This window comes from Arthrobacter sp. AFG20 (assembly GCF_002892795.1).
GTDB lineage: Bacteria > Actinomycetota > Actinomycetes > Actinomycetales > Micrococcaceae > Arthrobacter.
Map to the genome: position 1 here is coordinate 51965 of NZ_PJMC01000005.1, position 16603 is coordinate 68567.

Here is a 16603-nt window from a genome sequence, read left to right on the forward strand (position 1 = left end):
TCACCTGTCCTTGAGCCGCCGGTAGGTGTCCAGCGCCCTTTCACGGGATTCCTGCAGGCCTACCAACGGTTCCGGGTAGCCGGGGGCGGCCGCCGCGTTCTTCCACGGCTCGTGCACCGTTCGGTCATCCAGGCCCGCGAGTTCCGGTATGTGGCCGCGAAGGTAAGTGCCCCCGGCGTCGAACTTCTTGCTCTGCGTCACCGGGTTGAAAATGCGGAAGTAAGGCGACGCGTCCGCGCCTGAGCCCGCCACCCATTGCCAGTTGGCCGGGTTGTTCGCCGCGTCGGCGTCGACCAGGGTGTCCCAGAACCAGGCCTCGCCCACGCGCCAGTCCGCAAGCATGTTCTTCACCAGGAACGACGCCGCAGCCATCCGCACCCTGTTGTGCATCCAGCCGGTCTGCCACAGCTGCCGCATGCCGGCGTCCACCAGCGGATAGCCGGTGTGCCCCTGCTGCCAGGCTTCCAGTTCGGCGTCCGACGGCGTTTGCCAGGCAAAGTCGTCGAACTCCCGGCGGTAGTTTTGCGTGGCCAGGTCCGGATTCTCGTACAGCAGCTGCCAGCAGAACTCACGCCAGCCGAGCTCGCTGCGGAAGATCCCGACGCCGGCCGGTGCTTGGCGGGGAAAGCGTTCCCGCAGGGAATGCCAGACACGGAAGGGACTGATCTCGCCAAAGCGCAGGTGCGGTGAGAGGCGGCTGGTGCCCTCGACACCCGGCAAGTCGCGGCCCCTGGCGTAGTCCTCCACGGGCCCGTCGAGAAAATCTTCCAGCCGGCCGGCGGCGCCGTCCTCGCCCGGGGTCCACGTCCCGGCGAGGCCGCCGCTCCAGTCCGGCTTGCGGGGGAGGAGCCGCCAACTGTCCAGCCGGTCACCGGCCGGCGGGCGGCCGGACGTTCCCGCTGCGGGCTGCGGCAACTGGTCCGGGGCATGGGCGGGAAGGCGCGGTTCGGCGCCGGCCAGGCAGGAACGCCAGAACGGTGTGAAGACCTTGTACGGCCCGCCTGAACCGGTGCGCACCGTCCACGGCTCGAACAGCAGGTTTGCCTGGAAACTGGTGGTTTCAATGCCCTGCCCGGCGGCCCACTCCTTGATGCCTGCGTCGATGGACCGCTCCGGCTGGCTGTAACGCCGGTTCCAGAACAATCTGCCGGCGCCGGTCTCAGCCGCCAATTCCTCGATGACAGAAGCGGCGGTGCCCCGGTGCAGCAGCAGCCGTGACCCGCGCGCTTCGAGGCTGGCGGCGAGGGCGGACAAGGAGTGGTGGAGCCACCACCTCGCTGCGGCGCCCAGCGGGCGGATGCCGGGGGAGTCCTCGTCGAGGATGTACACCACCGTCACCGGATCCGGCAGTGCAGCCGCGGCGGCGAGGGCCGGATTGTCGTCGAGGCGCAGGTCGTCACGGAGCCAGACAATGGTGGAAGCCATGGATTCACGCTACACGTCGTGGAGACGGCAGAGGCCGGGATCCATGTGGATCCCGGCCCTGCAACGGTGCGCCCGGGCGGGCCCGGACTTACAGCTTGTCGAAGTCTGCCTCGTCCACCGTGTTCGCGGATGCGGGTGCCGCGGTGCCTCCTGTTCCAATGGCCGGCTTCGCGTTCCCGGACTTCAGTGCCGCCAGCCGGGCCTCGATTTCCGTCTGCTCACCGAGGTCCTCCAGCTGGTTGAACTGGGCGTCAAGGCTCGACTCCGCGAGCTCCTGCTGGCCGCGGACTTTGGCTTCCTCGCGACGGATCTTCTCTTCGAATCGGCCAACCTCGCTTGTCGGGTCCATAATGTCGATGCTCTTCAGCGCATCGTGGACCTGGGATTGGGCAGCCGCGGTCTTGGAGCGGGCGACCAGTTCATTGCGCTTGCTCGTGAGCTGGTTCAGCTTGCCCTTCATCTGGTCGAGTCCGGTCTTGAGCCGGTCCACCACGTCGGCCTGCGATGCGATGCTCGGTTCAGCGGCCTTGGCCTCGCTTTCGGAAGCCATCTGGCGCTGCAGGGCAACCTTTGCCAAGTTGTCGAACTTTTGGGCATCGGAGGCGTTGCCGTTGCTGCGGTACTCATCGGCCTTGCGTGAAGCCGCAAGAGCCTTGTTGCCCCAGTCCTGGGCGTTCTTCACGTCCTCGTTGTAGTCGTCCTGCAGCATCCGCAGGTTACCGATGGTCTGCGCCACTGCGGACTCGGCCTCGGCGATGTTGTTGCTGTAGTCCCGCACCATCTGGTCGAGCATTTTCTGGGGGTCCTCGGCCTGATCGAGCAAGGAATTGATGTTCGCTTTAGCGAGCTGCGCCATGCGGCCAAAAATGGACTGCTTAACCATGGTGTTACCTTTCGTCCTGCTCAGTGTGAACCACTGATTTCAGTGAACTGTTGATGTACTGCTTCTACCGCCGGCCCCGATGCACCGGCTGGCGCTGAGTCTTGCCGGCTAGAAACTGCCGGAGTCGCCACCGCCGAAGTCGCCACCGCCGAAGTCGCCACCGCCGAAGTCTCCTCCGCCGAAGCCGCCGGAGTCGCCGCCCCAGCCGCCGCCGTCGCTGTGGCCGCCGCCCCAGCCGCCGCCGCTGCCGCCGTTGAGGATGGAGTTGATGAGGATGCCGCCAAGGATGGCGCCGCCCAGGCCACCGCCTCCGCCGCCGCCGAACATGCCGCCGCGCCCGTATCCCTGGCCGTACCCCTGGTTGGCGTACCCAAAGCTGTCGACATCGGACTGGGCCAGCTGGGCTGCCTGGGCAGCCAGCGCATGCGCCTGCTGCGCGTAGGTCAGCGCAGTCACGGGGTCGTTGCGTGAGATGGACAGTGCGTAATCGAGGTTGCGCTGGGCCTCTGCCAGGCGGGTCCGGGCCTCGGTGCCCACGCCGCCGCGGCGGGCGGTGATGTAATCCGACGTCGCGCTGATTTGGGCCTGGGCGGACATGATGGTCTGCTGCAGCGAGGCCTGTGCCCTGCGGGCCTGCTCCTGTTGGTCCCGGATCCCGCCCAGGGCCTGATCGAGGGTCTGGTGGGCCGATTCGACCCGCTCCAGAGTGGCGATGGGGTCGATCTTGCCGCTCTGGATTTCGCTCTTCACGCGGGCGAGGGCCGCTTCGACCCCTGCCACCGGCCCCTCGAGCTCCGGATGGGCGCCGGACTGGATCATGGCCCTCGCCTGGGCGAGGTCCTGGGAGGTGTCCACAACAGCGGATTCCAGTCCTTGACGGGCCGAGTCCAGGTTGCCGGCCACCTTGGAGATTGCATCGAGCAGCACGTTCGTCTGGTGCAGGCTCTCTTCCGATGCCCGGACGGCTACGGCGGCGAGGCTGCTTTCTCCGGATGCAAGCTTTTCACGCGCGGTGGCGCTGGCATTCTGCACGAAGGTCAGCCGCTCTTTGGCCTGCAGAATGTTGTCCGAGATCTGGGCGAGGGCGCTGTCGGCGTACTTGCCGCGCAGTTCCGCCAGGGTCTGCTCCGCCCGGGCTATCTTCGCGTCTGCCTCTGCGGCGCCGGCGTCCACTGCCGCGAGGGCCTGGGGTGCGTTCTTCTCGAGTTCGCGAAGCGAGTCGAAGTCGGCCTTCTGCTCCTGCAGCGACGCCAGAGCCGCTTCCGACCTCCTGATGATTTCGCCGAGCCAGCTGCGCTGCTGTTCTTCGGTGTCGGGGATGTGGTCGTCCAGCTGCTGCTGCAGCTTGAACGACTCGGACATGTGCGCCTTTGCTTCCTGGAGTGCCTTGGTGAAGTTGCCCACGGCCGCTTCCCCGTACTGTGCCTCGGCGAAGCCCAGTTCCTGCTCGCTCGACTTGATCGCGTCGTCGGCTTCAATCAGCAGTGAGCCGCTCTTCCTGCGCAGATCGTCGATGCTCATGCCGGCCAGGGGATCGAGCTCCGCGCCCTGCGGGCCGTAGCTTGCGCTGGACGCCTGTCCGGCCTTCTTGCGCCTGTTGCGCAGGTAAAGGTACGTGCCTGCGCCACCGGCGGCCACCACGCCGGCGCCCACGAGGACGGCCGTGCCTGCATCGGCGCCCGAGGGTACTGTTCCGCTTCCGCCGCCTGCGGCGTCGCCGATGGCGGCCGCAGTATCAATGGCGGCCTGCGCAAAGTCCCTCTTGCCGCCGCCGAGGTTGGCTGCGATTGCGTTCTGGGTGATGGTGGTCCGCTTGGGGTAGATGGTGCTGGAGGTATTGGGCGCGAAGTAGTACCGGCCCTGGTCGGTGGCGATCCCGAGGATCACATCAGCGGGGCCCATGCCCTTCTGCTCCGCGACGGTCTTACCCCACGCGGCAGGGTCAGTAGGGTTTTCGAATGATTTCACGGTGACCACGTACAGGTTGTACTTGTGGTCCTTGAGGAGCTTCTGGATGGAGTCCTCAACTTCGCCCTTGCGGCTGCCGAGCACGTTGGCGTCGTCGACAATGTTTTGGCCGGAGGGGATGGTTACCGGATCTTCGGCCCAGGCTGCCGCGGCCGGAGCCGCCAGCATTGCCGTCAGGCCGATCACGGCGAGAATACGTTTTAACATTGACCGCATGGCAACCCTTCAGCACGCCGCGGCTGGTTCGGGACGAACAGCCGTCACAGAATGCAGCAGCGCCCCCACGCCGGGTGTAAAGCCGCAGGTCGCTGTGGCAATTCTTCTTGATTCTATGGTGCACCAGCGGCAGCGTCCACGGCGGGGAATATGCCACCAGCGAAAAGCGCTGGAGACCTTGGTGGCTGTCCAGAACACTGGCCAGGAACGCCATTCCGGAGGCCATTCAGGAACCTCCCAGCAAACGTCCGTTTTAGTTTCAGTCGGATCGTCCATAGTTAATACAGACGAGGATGAAAGGAAGTCCAATGACTGAGCACCCAGTACCGGGCGCAGCACCTGAGAACCGAGATCCTTCAGGGCGGCCTGTTGATCCGACCCTTCGGCCTGAGCCCGCCGAGGGTCTCCAGCCTCCTGCGCAGCAGGACGGCGAGCACCGCACCGCCAATGCCGAGAACCCCACGGTGCGGCTGGACTCCGATAGCAACCCCACGATTCCGCTGTACCGGCCCGCGCAGGACCCAAACCAGCAGCAGCGTTCCGGCGGCCCGCACCCCGTCTACCCGCAGCACGCCCCCTTCTACGGGCAGCAGTCGGCACCGGCTACCCAGCCGATGGGTACCCAGTACTCCCAATACAACGCGCATTCCGGGTTCCAGGACACCCGTGCCAGCCAGCCCAAACGCAAGGCGACGTTCGGCGTGGGCACCCTCGTGGCCAGTATCCTCGCCGCAGGCCTCGTGGGCGGCGGAGTCGCAACCGTTGGCTCCGGCAACCTGTTCGACGCCGGCGGCACCGCACCGGCTGTCAGCTCCGGCAGCCAGCCCGGAACGGTGATCGTCAACAACCAGGACTCGGTCAACGAGATCACGGCCGCGGCCGTCAAGGCGTCACCGAGCGTCGTGACCATCAAAGCCACCAGCGGCAGCGACGGCGGCACCGGCTCCGGCATTATCCTCGACGACCAGGGTCACATCCTCACCAATACCCACGTGGTGACTCTGGACGGCGCCACCGCGAACGCCGACATTCAAATCCGCACGAACGACGGCCGCGTCCTCACCGCCAAGGTCGTTGGCACCGATCCGCTCTCCGACCTCGCGGTCATCAAGGCGGACAACCCGTCCGGGCTCACGCCGGCAGCCCTGGGTGATTCCAGCAAGCTGAACGTCGGGGACACGGCTGTTGCCATCGGTTCGCCGCTCGGCCTCACCGGCACGGTGACGGACGGCATCGTTTCCACGCTGAACAGGACCATCAGCGTTGCGTCCTCGGCAGCTCCGAAGCAGGGGACGGACAACTCCCAGGGCGGCGGCCAGGGCTTCGAGTTCGCTCCCCCCGGCCAGGGGCAGGGCCAGAGCTCGGGCAGCAAGGGATCGATCTCCATCAACGTCATCCAGACTGATGCAGCCATCAACCCGGGCAACTCCGGTGGTGCCCTGGTGAACAGCAAGGGTGAAGTGATCGGCGTCAACGTCGCGATCGCCTCCGCCGGCGGCAGCTCCGCTGCAAGCGGAACAGGCAACATCGGCGTGGGCTTCAGCATCCCGATCAACAGTGCAAGGCGCGTGGCGCAGGAAATCATCGACAACGGCAAGGCCACGCACGGGCAGCTGGGCGTGAGCGTCCAGCCGAAGTCGGCATCGGACGCCGGGTTCTCGACGGGTGCCGATGTGGCCTCGGTGGAGCAGGGCTCGGCGGCAGCCAAGGCAGGGATCAAGGTCGGCGACGTGGTGACGCGCTTCAACGACCTGGCGATCAGTGACCCGAACCAGCTGACGGCGGCCGTCCGCGAGCAGCCATCCGGCTCGTCAGTGAAGATCACGGTCCTCCGCAACAACCGTGAGCAGCAACTGGACGTCACGCTCGGCGCAGCGGCAGAGCAGTAGCCAGCAGCAGAGCAGTAACGGCGCCCAGCACGACGGCGGGCCGCACCTCTTGAGTTCCAGGGAGGGGCGGCCCGCCGTCGTTGTCCCTGCCTTTGGCCCGGGCCTTTGACACAGGCGTTAACGGGACGTCATATGACGGACCCAATATGGTTAGCTAGGAGCTACCCGTATCCCGGGCGTTCCACGGCCATGACCTCACCCGGCTGGCTATCCACAAGCACGGAAGGCTGCTGTAAATACAGTGGAAGAGACATTGAAGATCGTCGTCCTGGTCAAGCATGTGCCGGACGCCCAGTTCGACCGGCACCTCAGCGGCGAGGGCCACACCACGGACCGCGACGAGAGCATCCTGTCTGAACTGGATGAGTACGCCCTGGAGGCCGCGCTGCAGCTGGCCGAAGCCCGCGGCGGTGCCAAGGCCGGCAACAAGGTCATCGCTTTGAGCATGGGACCGGCCGGCGCCGTGAACGCCATCAAGAAGTCCCTGCAGATTGGCGCCACCGAGGGTGTGCACCTCACCGACGCCGCGCTCGCCGGCTCTGATGCGGCCGCCACGTCCCTGGCGCTCGCAGCCGCCGTCCGCCACCTCGGCGCGGACACCCCCGTGGACCTCGTGCTGACCGGCATGGCCTCCACCGACGGCGAGACCTCCCTGGTGCCCGCTCAGCTCGCCGAGCGCCTGGGTCTTCCGCAGGTTACGTTCGCCTCCTCCTTGGATGTCGACGGCGGACGTGTCTCGGCACGCCGCGATGCGGACACCCACTCGGAGACGGTTGAGGCGTCGCTGCCCGCTGTGGTTTCTGTGACCGACCAGATCAACGAGCCGCGCTACCCGAACTTCAAGGGCATCATCGCGGCCAAGCGCAAGAGCATCACCACCCTGTCCCTGGCTGACATTGGAGTGGATTCCTCCCAGGTGGGCCACGCCGGATCCTGGACCCGCGTGACGGCGGCCGAGGAACGCCCGCCGCGCACTGCCGGCACCATCATCACGGACGAAGGCGACGCCGGCATCAAGCTGGTTGACTTCCTGGCCGCCCAGAAGCTGCTCTAAGGGGACTCCACAACATGGCAAACGTACTGGTATTCATTGACAACCCCGGGCAGGCTCTCAAGAAGAGCACCCTGGAACTCCTCACCATCGCCCGTTCCCTCGGGGAAACTGCCGTGGCGGTCAACGGCGAACTGTCCGACGACGCCGTAGGCACCCTGGGTGCCTACGGCGCAGCCACCGTGTTCCGTCCGTCCGCAGCGGACCTCGACGATTACCTCGTCGCGCCGAAGGCCGCCTTCCTGGCTGCCGCGGCGGACAAGTCCGGTGCCACCACCGTCCTGCTCGAAAACTCGCCTGAGGGCAAGGAAATCGCGGCACGGCTCGGCATCCGCCTGAGTGCCGGCGTGATCACTGACGTTGTCGCGGTCGACCCCGACGGCACCGCCCACAAGTCGGTGCTGGCCGGTTCGTACACCACGACGGCGAAGGCCACCACCGCGGTCACCGTGCTGTCCGTGAAGGCCAACACCGTGGACCCCGAACCCGCGACGGCTCCCGGCGCACCGGAAACCCTCACTGTTGATGTCCCCGCCGACGCAACCGCCGCGGCAGCCCGCATCACCTCCCGGGAACAGAAGGTCGCCAGCGGCCGCCCGGACCTCACCGACGCACGCATCGTGGTGGCCGGCGGACGCGGCCTCGACGGCGACTTCGGCCCCGTGGAGGAACTGGCTGACGCACTGGGCGCGGCCGTGGGTGCCTCCCGCGCGGCAACTGACGCCGGCTGGATCAGCCACGACGCGCAGGTCGGACAGACCGGCAAGACCGTTTCGCCGCAGCTGTACATTTCCGCCGGCATCTCCGGCGCCATCCAGCAGAAGGCGGGCATGCAGACCGCGAAGGTGATCGTCGCCGTGAACAAGGACGCCGAATCGCCGGTGTTCGAAATCGCGGACTTCGGCATCGTGGGTGATCTCTTCCAGGTGCTGCCGCAGGCAACTGAAGAAATCAAGAAGCGCAAGGCCTGAGTCCTTGGCCCCAAACGCTGCACCAGCGCAGAGCCCGTTCAATCCGGAACAGCACCGGATTGAGCGGGTGCTCTGTTTCGCAGCCCATCCCGACGACGTCGATTTCGGCGCCGCCGGCACCATCGCCGGGTGGACGGCGGCCGGAGTCGAGGTCAGCTACTGCATCATGACCGACGGCGACGCCGGCGGTTTCGATCCCCAGCAGCGCGCCGAAATCATCGCCCTCAGGGCGGCCGAGCAGGAGCGTGCTGCGGCCCTGGTCGGCGTCACGGACATTTACTACCTGCACCAGCGGGACGGGTACCTTGAACCGAACCATGAGGTGATGCGCGGAGTAGTGAAGCTGATCCGCGAAGTCCGGCCCGACGTCGTGCTTTCCATGCATCCGGAGCGCAACTGGAAGCGCATCCAGAAGAGCCATCCGGACCACCTGGCGGTGGGGGAGGCCGTGACCCGTGCCATCTACCCTGCAGTGGAAAACCCGTTCGCTTACCCGGACCTCGCCGAGGCCGGCCTTGAGGCCTTCAAGCTTCCGTGGCTATGGCTCTACGCCGGTCCGGAGGAGCGGGAGAACCACTTTGTGGATGTCACAGACCATGTGGAGAGCAAGCTCGAGGCGATCCACGTGCACGTCAGCCAGCATCCCGACGCCGAGGCCATGGAGGCCACCGTCCGGCGCGGCATGCAGGTGAACGCCGAACGCTCCGGCCTCCCCACTGGCCGGAGCGCCGAGGCGTTCCACGTGGTCATGGTTAACGGGCCGGGGACCATCGCCGGTTTCTAGGCCGACTTCCAGCCCTGCTGTCAGCCTCCGGCTGAACTAAGCTGCGACGCCGCGTAGACCTTGATCCCCTCCAGCAGGTACGGGGCGAGGCCTGCGCGGCTCTTGTCGTAGAAGGCGGTGAACCGGGGATCCTCGACGTACATCCGGCCCAGGCCAACGTAGCTGTCCGCATTCGGGGTCCAGCTGACGCAGACCCAGCGGTAGTGGCGTTCGACGGCGGCCTGCACCCGGGCGTCGTCCGCCGGCAGACCGGCGTCAAGGCACCGGGCCAGCTCCTCGTTGATTGCACCGGCCTCAGCCATGAAGGCCTCCTTGTCGGCAGCGCTGAGCGCGGCGTGCCGCGCCTTGCTGTCCTCGACTGCCTTATCGCCCCACCGCTGGCGGGCCTCCTCCTCGTAGGGGTTGGTGTCAAAGTCCTTGAAAATCTCCTCGCCTGACATGGCGTCTCCTCGCTGCAGTGCCGATATGGTGGCGCCGACGGTCCCGGCCATGCGGTCCAGTCGGTCGCGCTCGGCCAGCAGCCACTTCCGGTGCACGCTCAGCGCATCCAGCTGGTCTGCCTGGCCGTCCAGAACCTGGCCAATGGTTTCCAGGCCCAGGCCAAGTTCCCGGAGAAGCAGGATCCGCTGAAGTCGCAGCAGTTCAGGCTGCGTGTAGTAGCGGTAGCCGTTGTGCCCGGTGTAGGCAGGCGGCAGCAAGCCCACCTGGTCGTAATGCCGGAGGGTCCTGGACGAGACCCGGCTCAGCTTCGCCAGTTCGGCGATGGACCAGCTCGGGACTTCTTCCTGCTTCATGCCTCCAGCGTAGAAGTTGACGCAACGTCAACGTCAAGCCTGCATAAGTAGCCCTGGTCCAGGTGAGTCAGCCGGGCTCAGGTGTTCAGCGGGGCGGCAGCTACGGTGGGGAGCGTAGGCCTAGCGGACCCGCCTGCGGGTTCGACCGTGATGCCCAGCGCAGCCGCCGAGCCGATGCCCTTGACCAGGGCCGGCTTCGACAGTGCCTCCGCGTCCATTAGGCCCTGCGAGACAGGGGTGGAGCCGTCCTTGGGAATCAGCCACATCTGGTAGACCTTGCCCGCGGGCGGCGGCGGCACATCCTTCATCCGCACCACCAGCGCATCATGCGACTGCGAGATCGAAACCGTCGCCGTGCCTCCGCCATTGACGTCGACAGTCGCCTGCCTCGCGTCCTGCGCCTCGATGACCTGGTTGAAGGGATCGTTCTGGTTGGCCAGGTAGGCCCCGACCCCCACACCGCCGAGCGCGATCACGGCAGCAGCCGCAACACCGATCAGCCAGTTACGGAGCCCGGACGTCCGGCGTCGTACTTCACGGCGCTGGCGCGCAGCGGAAAGTTCGTCAGCAGCGGGGGCCGGCTCAGCCGTCGGCAGAGCAGCCGGTGCACCGGCGACGGGTTCCGCGGTGGCGGCATGTGCCCTGGCCGGCCCCGCCGCCGGTGCAGCAGCGGGAAGCTGCGCGACGATCCGGGCGAACAGGTCCGCGGGAGGATCCTCTTCGGCTGCAAAGGACAATGCCAGAGTCTCCCTGGCCTGGCGGACACGGTCGTTGAAGGATTCGCGTTCAGCCTCGGGAGCGCCGCTGACGTAGGCGTCGATGGCCGCCCGCTCTGCATCGCTGATCGCGTCCAGAGCGTAGATCTCGGCGAGCTCGACTGCCCGGCCGGCCGCAAGGTCGGTGGGTATATCGGCGGCAAACGCCCTGGGCAGCTGGCGCCCGCGGGAATCATTTGTATCGGTCATTGTCAGCTCACCCCCAGGCAGGTCTTGAGTCGGATCAGTCCGTCGCGGATGCGGGACTTTATGGTCGGAATGGCCGCGTTTAGCTTTTCAGCCACTTCGCGGTAGGTGAGGCCGCCGTAGTAGGCGAGCCGAACGGATTCCTGCTGCGTCTCGGTCAGGGTCTCCAGGCAGCGCACCACGGCTTCGGCCTCCAGCCGGCTGTCCACCTCGTCCGACACCGAGTCATGGTCGATGTCCTGGCTGTTGGCGCCGTACCTGGCCTCACGGTCGGTCGCGGATTGCGAGGACCGGACCTTGTCCACGGCCCTGCGGTGCGAGATGGTCATGAGCCAGGCCAGGGCACTTCCGCTCGCCGGATCGAACTTGGCGGCGTTTTGCCAGACCTGCAGGAAGACCTCCTGCGTGGTGTCCTCGCTGAGCTCCGGGTCAATCAGCACCCGGCGCGCCATGCCGAACACCCGCCGTGACGTCAGCCGGTAGAACTCGGCGAAGGACGCCTGGTCGCCGCGGGCAATCCGCTCCAGCAACTGTGCCAGCTGCTGGTTAAGGTCGACGGCGGTGCCGGGCGGCGCGGGAGCGTCAAAATTCGGCGCGTTGGGAGTTTCCATCACTCTCAAGCATAGGTTGCCTGCTGGCGGGTGCGGCACACGGGTTTGGGCTATGGCAGCATCGTGCCGGGCAAAACGGAATGCCGCGTTACCCGGTCGGAGTGTTTTCACCTGCCGCTCCTTACGCCCTGTGGATGTGCGCGCCCTTTGGACGTGCTCAGGAGGGATTCGGTGCGTTACTGGCTTTGGATGGGTGCCCGTGCGCGTGGGCTGCGCTCAGAGCTGTGCGCCGGTGAAACCCTGCTGGCGCCAGGCCTCGTAGACGGCGATGGATGCCGCGTTTGCCAGGTTCAGTGACCGCAGCGACGGCAGCATGGGCAGGCGCACCCGGGACGTGACGTGGGGATCGCGCTTCAGGTCGTCCGGCAGGCCCACCGACTCCGGACCGAACAGCAGGACATCACCAGGCCTGTAGGCGATGTCCGTGTAGGACACCTCGCCGTCGGAGGTGAAGGCGAAGACGCGCTCCGGCTGCAGTGCCTCCCAGGCGGCCTCGATGTTGGGGTGAACGGTGACCACTGCAAGGTCGTGGTAGTCCAGGCCGGCGCGGCGGAGCTTGGCATCGGAGAAGTCGAAGCCCAAAGGCTCCACGAGGTGGAGTTCGGCGCCGGTGATGGCGGCGAGACGGATGGCGTTGCCCGTATTGCCGGGAATTTCGGGCGTGTGGAAGAGGATGCGGAACACGGTTCAATCCTAGCGTCGGAAAATCCGGCACTCTTCGGGCAGGACCCCCTGTGCATGGCTTTAGTGCATGCCCCTGAGCAGCCTGGCGAGCACCTGGACATTGACCGTGTTCGGCGCCGGACCGGAGGCCAGGAAATCCTTGAGCCCGCGGGACAGGCCGGCGGCATTGACCACCTGGACGACCTCGGAGCCGCCGCGGGAACGGCGGTGGCGGTCGATGACGGGTTCATGGAGGTTGCCGTCCGGGCTGTGGACCACAGTCCACCCGGTCACGTTGAGCTCGGGAAAAATGTCCTGCATCCGCCGGACCACGTGGCCCAGTTGTGGCGGGGCGACCGACCTGCCCCCGTGATTGAGCGTGCTTCCGTCCCATGCGTAGGCACCCTTGGGCAGCAGCATGGAGCCGATCAGCGCAAGCCGGTAGCCCGAGAGCAACGCGTGGTCAATGTGGCTGTTGTCCGCCGGGGACTGCAGCCCATTGATCAGGCGCGCCGCCGGGATCGCCGGCAGGACCTGCCTGCTGATCAGCTGTACTGTGCGCAGCTCGCGCTGGATCCTGGCTTCGGCGCCGAAGATGCCCCGCTTCCTGGGCATGCCGTGGACCTGCTGGCTGGCCAGCTCAGGCGGGAGGAGCGGAACCGCGCCCGGCGTGTCGAAGGGCGGCACATAGACAGGGGCATCGCCGGAGGTGTTCCGGGGCGTTCCCGGCTTGTGGATGGTCGCCGAGGCGTGGCTGGCGGCGGCCGGGGCGTCGAAGTGCGCTTCATCGCCGTCTGCGCGGCTCCGACGCGGGCCGGTCGCATAGGAGCGGTCATAGGCGGCCCGCCGCTGGGGATCAATGAGGGTCTCGTATGCAAGGGTCACCTGCCGGAACGTCGCGGCGTCGCCTCCGTGATCGGGATGCGAAACGCGGGCGGCCTTGCGGTAGGCCACCTTGATCTCCCTCTCCGTCGCGGTCACCGCCACGCGGAGCACTTCGTAGTGGGAACTGCTGCCCTTGGTCAAGCATGGTCCTTAAGTCGTTGTTGCCGGCGTGCATGCGCTGTCCGGTGTGCCAAGCATATAAGCCGGTCCTGACGGTCTTCTGGAATAACGACCGCAGCAGGGTTGCCGGTTCCCGCCGGTGGAAACGTAGGGGGAACACAGGGCGTCTAGACTTTTCGGAATGGGAGTTCGGACAGGTCGCGGTGATGCCCGCCGCACACAGGTGGTGATGGCAGCCGTTGCAACCGCTGCCCTTCTCAGCGGTTGCAGTGTGGGTGTGCCGGATCCGGCTGCCCCGAGTAACCCGCCTATCAGCAGCGGACCGGGCACGCCGACTATTACGCCCGGACACGACGCCGGTGCCGTGGCCGCCCGCGACATGCCGTTCTCGGCAGGGGCCACGCTGGCACATGGGGTTCCCGTCGGGCTGTCGGAGGACCTGGCCAAAGCGCCGCAATGGAAACAGGTGGTCAGTAACGCGGGTGGCGCCAGCCGCTATCAAAAATCCGACGGCTGCCAGGTGGCCGCCGAGGTGCGCCAGAACCAGTGGCCCCTGGTGGCGGCTGACGACAGGGCATCGACGGCGGCGCTGTTTGCCTATCTGGACCCCACCGTCCTGCCCGCCTATTTGAAGCCGGCATCGCTGCGGTGGGGCGGTGAGCGGGGCAAGCCCGGGCCGGCCGTGGATGTACTGGTGTTGGAACGTGCCGCCAAACCAACAGGTCAGAAAGCCGGCAGGGCCACCGTGGTGCTGGCCCGGGTTTTCGGTACTGCCGGCTCGTCCGTGTACGTGTCGGCGTCGTGCCCGACGGCGGCGGCGCTCGCCGCCGCCCGGGCAGACATTGCTCAGTGGCTGACGGTGGTTCCGCCGGGCTGACGGGCCGCTGCGGCCGTGGCCAGCCGGTTAAGGGCCAGGGCACCCACAAACAGGCCGAAGTCCCGCAGGGCGACGTCGAAGAAGGCCCCGAGGATGACCAGGTTCACGATGATCCCCAGGAGCCAGGCAGCCACCACCAGCGAACCGATCCGCGGCCGGAGGGCTACCAGGATTCCCGCAAGTATCTCGATGACGCCGACGGCATACATCACCGTCTGAGCCGGCAAGTGCAAGGTATCCGGAACGATCGGTGCGAGGTAGCCGGTCCAGTCGGTCAGGAGGTTGGTGAACTTGTCCAGGCCGAACAGGACGGGCGCGACGGTGAACACGGTGCGCAGTAGCAGGAACGCCTGGTGGGCCGGATCCGCGGCGAGCGTGTGCGGGCTTGCGGACTCCTTCAGTGCTGTGGTTTTCATGATGCATTCCTTTCTAAAAGTAGATAGCTTGATTTTAGAACCGCCACTCCTTCTTTAGCAACAGATCTTGATTTTAGAGTTACGCTGGATCCATGAGCCGACCAGCTGAGAATCCCGAATCGAAGTCCGGTCTGTCATGGACCGGCCGTTTGGCCGCCCTGGCCTCGCTGGGCGACGCCAGCCGGCGGCGCCTTTTTGAGTACGTCGCCGGGCATTCGTCGGCGGTGGGACGGGACGACGCTGCTGCTGCGCTGGGCATGCCCAGGTCTACGGCGTCCTTCCACCTGGACAGGCTGGTCCGCGACGGGTTGCTCGCCGTCGAGTTCCGCAAGCTCGGCGAAAAGGCGGGCCCGGGGTCAGGCCGTCCGGCGAAGCTGTACCGCCCGGCGATGGAAGAAGTGGGTGTGTCGGTACCGGACCGGAGCTACGACCTGGCCGGAGAGCTGATGGCCACCGCGATTGAATCCTCCATGACCGGCGGGGGAGGGGTGCGCGAGGCATTGGCTGACGCGTCCTACTCGCGGGGCCGTGCCCTGGGTGGGAGCGGATCATCCCTGGGTGAAGTGCTCGGGAGCATTGGCTACATGCCCGAACAGGACGCCGAGGGCGGCACCATCCTGACGAACTGTCCCTTTCACCGGCTCGCCGACGGGCATGCGGACGTGGTGTGTGCCATGAGCGGTGCGCTTTTGAGTGGTGCCGCGGCAGCCTGCGGGGTGCCGGAGGAGAAAGTGGTGGAAGACAGGACGGTCGGGCGCTGCTGCGCCAGGATCAGGCCCTGAGGGGCGTTTGGAGATCCGGGGCCTCAGGAACCCTCGGGATCTCCATTTCGGGCGGCGTCTAGAATTTAAGCGTGCCTGTTTACCTGGACCATGCCGCCACCACGCCCATCGCAGCCGAAGCGCTCGCTGCACTGACGCGAGAGCTGTCCCGGACCGGGAACCCCTCGTCCCTGCATGGCTCCGGCCGCAGGGCGAGACGCTCCGTGGAGGATGCGCGGGAAACCCTCGCCGCCGCGGCAGGTGCCCATCCGTCGGAGGTTATCTTCACCTCGGGCGGCACCGAAGCGGACAACCTGGCCGTCAAGGGCCTGTATTGGTCCCGGCTGGCGGAAGACCCGCGCCGGCGGCGGATCCTGTGCTCCGCCGTCGAGCACCACGCCGTGCTGGACACCATTGAGTGGCTGGAGCGCCACGAAGGGGCGGAAGTTTCCTGGCTGCCCGTCACCCAGCACGGCGTGCTGGACCTCGAAGCGCTGCAGGCAGAACTTGCGCGTGACCCCGAGTCCATTGCCCTGGTGACGGTCATGTGGGCCAACAACGAGGTGGGCAGCGTCCAGCCCGTCCATCGGGTGGTGGAGCTCGCGCACGCCGCCGGCGTCCCGATGCATTCGGACGCGGTGCAGGCGTTTGGCTCCGTCCCCGTCGATTTCCGGGCCTCCGGGCTGGATGCCATGTCCATCTCAGGCCACAAGATTGGCGGGCCGGTCGGCGTCGGCGCGCTCATTCTTGGGCGCTCGGTGAAGCTCACGCCGGTGCAGCACGGCGGCGGCCAGGAGCGCGACGTCCGCTCGGGGACGCTGGACACCGCATCCATAGCGGCCTTCGCCGCCGCTGCTGACTCCGCCGCGAAGAACCTCGAGGCCGAGGCGGCGCGCATTTCCGGCCTGCGCGACCGGCTCATCGCCGGAGTCCATGACGCAGTTCCGGCCGCGGTGTTGCGCGGTCCGGAGGGCGACGGGCGGCTGCCCGGTAACGCCCACTTCACGTTCCCTGGCTGCGAGGGTGACTCCCTGCTGTTCCTCCTGGACCTCGCCGGCGTCGAATCATCCACCGGCTCCGCCTGCACGGCGGGTGTCCCGCGTCCGTCGCACGTCCTCCTTGCCATGGGCCTGGACGAGGAGACCGCACGTGGTGCACAGCGCTTCACCCTTGGGCATCCTTCGACGGAAGCGGACGTCGACGCACTCCTGGAGGCCCTGCCCAGCGCTTACGCCCGGGCGCGGCAGGCCGGAATGGCCGGACATGAATCCTCCATTCAGACGGCTGCCACGGTAGCCCGTCAGGGTTCCGGCATCAGCTGATCACC

At 66.8% G+C, this 16603-nt stretch carries 16 protein-coding genes; 7 read left to right on the top strand and 9 right to left on the bottom strand.

The annotated features are described in order from the left end of the window. The 3 genes from CXZ05_RS07275 to CXZ05_RS07285 form a co-directional block, all read right to left on the bottom strand. On the bottom strand, window positions 1–1425 hold the full coding sequence (locus CXZ05_RS07275) for a deoxyribodipyrimidine photo-lyase (RefSeq protein WP_102971957.1): 1425 nt from the start codon (window positions 1423–1425) through the stop codon (window positions 1–3). Window positions 1426–1513: 88 nt separating this feature from the next. Then, window positions 1514–2308 carry a PspA/IM30 family protein gene (locus CXZ05_RS07280; RefSeq protein ID WP_102971958.1) on the bottom strand — a complete coding sequence of 265 codons (795 nt, stop codon included), beginning with the start codon at window positions 2306–2308 and terminating at the stop codon, window positions 1514–1516. Window positions 2309–2416: 108 nt separating this feature from the next. Then, window positions 2417–4492, bottom strand: a complete 2076-nt coding sequence (locus CXZ05_RS07285) for a TPM domain-containing protein (protein ID WP_102971959.1) — start codon at window positions 4490–4492, stop codon at window positions 2417–2419. Between the two features lie 308 nt (window positions 4493–4800). On the opposite strand from CXZ05_RS07285, the gene CXZ05_RS07290 reads away from it, so the two are divergent. The 4 genes from CXZ05_RS07290 (at window position 4801) to CXZ05_RS07305 (ending at window position 9187) form a co-directional block, all read left to right on the top strand. After that, window positions 4801–6381, top strand: a complete 1581-nt coding sequence (locus CXZ05_RS07290) for a S1C family serine protease (protein WP_102971960.1) — start codon at window positions 4801–4803, stop codon at window positions 6379–6381. Window positions 6382–6634: 253 nt separating this feature from the next. Continuing rightward, window positions 6635–7435 carry an electron transfer flavoprotein subunit beta/FixA family protein gene (locus tag CXZ05_RS07295; protein WP_102971961.1) on the top strand — a complete coding sequence of 267 codons (801 nt, stop codon included), beginning with the start codon at window positions 6635–6637 and terminating at the stop codon, window positions 7433–7435. A gap of 14 nt (window positions 7436–7449) precedes the next feature. Beyond that, window positions 7450–8403, top strand: coding sequence for an electron transfer flavoprotein subunit alpha/FixB family protein (locus tag CXZ05_RS07300; protein WP_102971962.1), 954 nt, complete (start codon window positions 7450–7452; stop codon window positions 8401–8403). 4 nt (window positions 8404–8407) lie between these two features. Beyond that, complete coding sequence (locus CXZ05_RS07305; protein ID WP_102971963.1) at window positions 8408–9187, top strand: PIG-L deacetylase family protein; 780 nt, start codon at window positions 8408–8410, stop codon at window positions 9185–9187. Window positions 9188–9207: 20 nt separating this feature from the next. Here CXZ05_RS07305 and CXZ05_RS07310 read toward each other — a convergent pair whose 3' ends face one another. The 5 genes from CXZ05_RS07310 to CXZ05_RS07330 form a co-directional block, all read right to left on the bottom strand. Continuing rightward, the gene (locus CXZ05_RS07310) at window positions 9208–9981 is read right to left on the bottom strand and encodes a MerR family transcriptional regulator (RefSeq protein WP_102971964.1); all 774 of its coding nucleotides are present in this window, start codon (window positions 9979–9981) and stop codon (window positions 9208–9210) included. Window positions 9982–10058: 77 nt separating this feature from the next. Then, window positions 10059–10946 (bottom strand): anti-sigma factor, encoded by an 888-nt coding sequence (locus CXZ05_RS07315; protein WP_102971965.1) that lies wholly within the window; start codon window positions 10944–10946, stop codon window positions 10059–10061. Window positions 10947–10948: 2 nt separating this feature from the next. Beyond that, window positions 10949–11554 (bottom strand): sigma-70 family RNA polymerase sigma factor, encoded by a 606-nt coding sequence (locus tag CXZ05_RS07320; RefSeq protein WP_102971966.1) that lies wholly within the window; start codon window positions 11552–11554, stop codon window positions 10949–10951. 216 nt (window positions 11555–11770) lie between these two features. Next, entirely contained in the window at window positions 11771–12238 is a 468-nt protein-coding gene (locus CXZ05_RS07325) for a tRNA (cytidine(34)-2'-O)-methyltransferase (RefSeq protein ID WP_102971967.1), read from the bottom strand. Between the two features lie 60 nt (window positions 12239–12298). Then, window positions 12299–13243 (bottom strand): J domain-containing protein, encoded by a 945-nt coding sequence (locus tag CXZ05_RS07330; RefSeq protein WP_102971968.1) that lies wholly within the window; start codon window positions 13241–13243, stop codon window positions 12299–12301. Between the two features lie 208 nt (window positions 13244–13451). Between CXZ05_RS07330 and CXZ05_RS07335 the strand changes: the two genes are divergently transcribed. After that, the gene (locus tag CXZ05_RS07335) at window positions 13452–14099 is read left to right on the top strand and encodes a hypothetical protein (protein WP_308410997.1); all 648 of its coding nucleotides are present in this window, start codon (window positions 13452–13454) and stop codon (window positions 14097–14099) included. Here CXZ05_RS07335 and CXZ05_RS07340 read toward each other — a convergent pair. Continuing rightward, the gene (locus CXZ05_RS07340; RefSeq protein WP_102971969.1) at window positions 14069–14515 is read right to left on the bottom strand and encodes a DoxX family membrane protein; all 447 of its coding nucleotides are present in this window, start codon (window positions 14513–14515) and stop codon (window positions 14069–14071) included. The genes CXZ05_RS07335 and CXZ05_RS07340 overlap by 31 nt on opposite strands. Before the next feature lie 92 nt (window positions 14516–14607). On the opposite strand from CXZ05_RS07340, the gene CXZ05_RS07345 reads away from it, so the two are divergent. After that, entirely contained in the window at window positions 14608–15297 is a 690-nt protein-coding gene (locus tag CXZ05_RS07345) for a metalloregulator ArsR/SmtB family transcription factor (RefSeq protein ID WP_102971970.1), read from the top strand. Window positions 15298–15368: 71 nt separating this feature from the next. Further along, complete coding sequence (locus tag CXZ05_RS07350; protein ID WP_102971971.1) at window positions 15369–16598, top strand: cysteine desulfurase family protein; 1230 nt, start codon at window positions 15369–15371, stop codon at window positions 16596–16598. Window positions 16599–16603: the final 5 nt, after the last annotated feature.

Excerpts from the sequence above, each read along its gene's own strand:
- CXZ05_RS07275 (WP_102971957.1), bottom strand. The coding sequence starts at position 1,425 with ATGGCTTCCACCATTGTCTGGCTCCGTGACGACCTGCGCCTCGACGAC.
- CXZ05_RS07280 (WP_102971958.1), bottom strand. The coding sequence starts at position 2,308 with ATGGTTAAGCAGTCCATTTTTGGCCGCATGGCGCAGCTCGCTAAAGCG.
- CXZ05_RS07285 (WP_102971959.1), bottom strand. The coding sequence starts at position 4,492 with ATGCGGTCAATGTTAAAACGTATTCTCGCCGTGATCGGCCTGACGGCA.
- CXZ05_RS07290 (WP_102971960.1), top strand. The coding sequence starts at position 4,801 with ATGACTGAGCACCCAGTACCGGGCGCAGCACCTGAGAACCGAGATCCT.
- CXZ05_RS07300 (WP_102971962.1), top strand. The coding sequence starts at position 7,450 with ATGGCAAACGTACTGGTATTCATTGACAACCCCGGGCAGGCTCTCAAG.
- CXZ05_RS07310 (WP_102971964.1), bottom strand. The coding sequence starts at position 9,981 with ATGAAGCAGGAAGAAGTCCCGAGCTGGTCCATCGCCGAACTGGCGAAG.
- CXZ05_RS07315 (WP_102971965.1), bottom strand. The coding sequence starts at position 10,946 with ATGACCGATACAAATGATTCCCGCGGGCGCCAGCTGCCCAGGGCGTTT.
- CXZ05_RS07320 (WP_102971966.1), bottom strand. The coding sequence starts at position 11,554 with ATGGAAACTCCCAACGCGCCGAATTTTGACGCTCCCGCGCCGCCCGGC.
- CXZ05_RS07335 (WP_308410997.1), top strand. The coding sequence starts at position 13,452 with ATGGCAGCCGTTGCAACCGCTGCCCTTCTCAGCGGTTGCAGTGTGGGT.
- CXZ05_RS07340 (WP_102971969.1), bottom strand. The coding sequence starts at position 14,515 with ATGAAAACCACAGCACTGAAGGAGTCCGCAAGCCCGCACACGCTCGCC.
- CXZ05_RS07345 (WP_102971970.1), top strand. The coding sequence starts at position 14,608 with ATGAGCCGACCAGCTGAGAATCCCGAATCGAAGTCCGGTCTGTCATGG.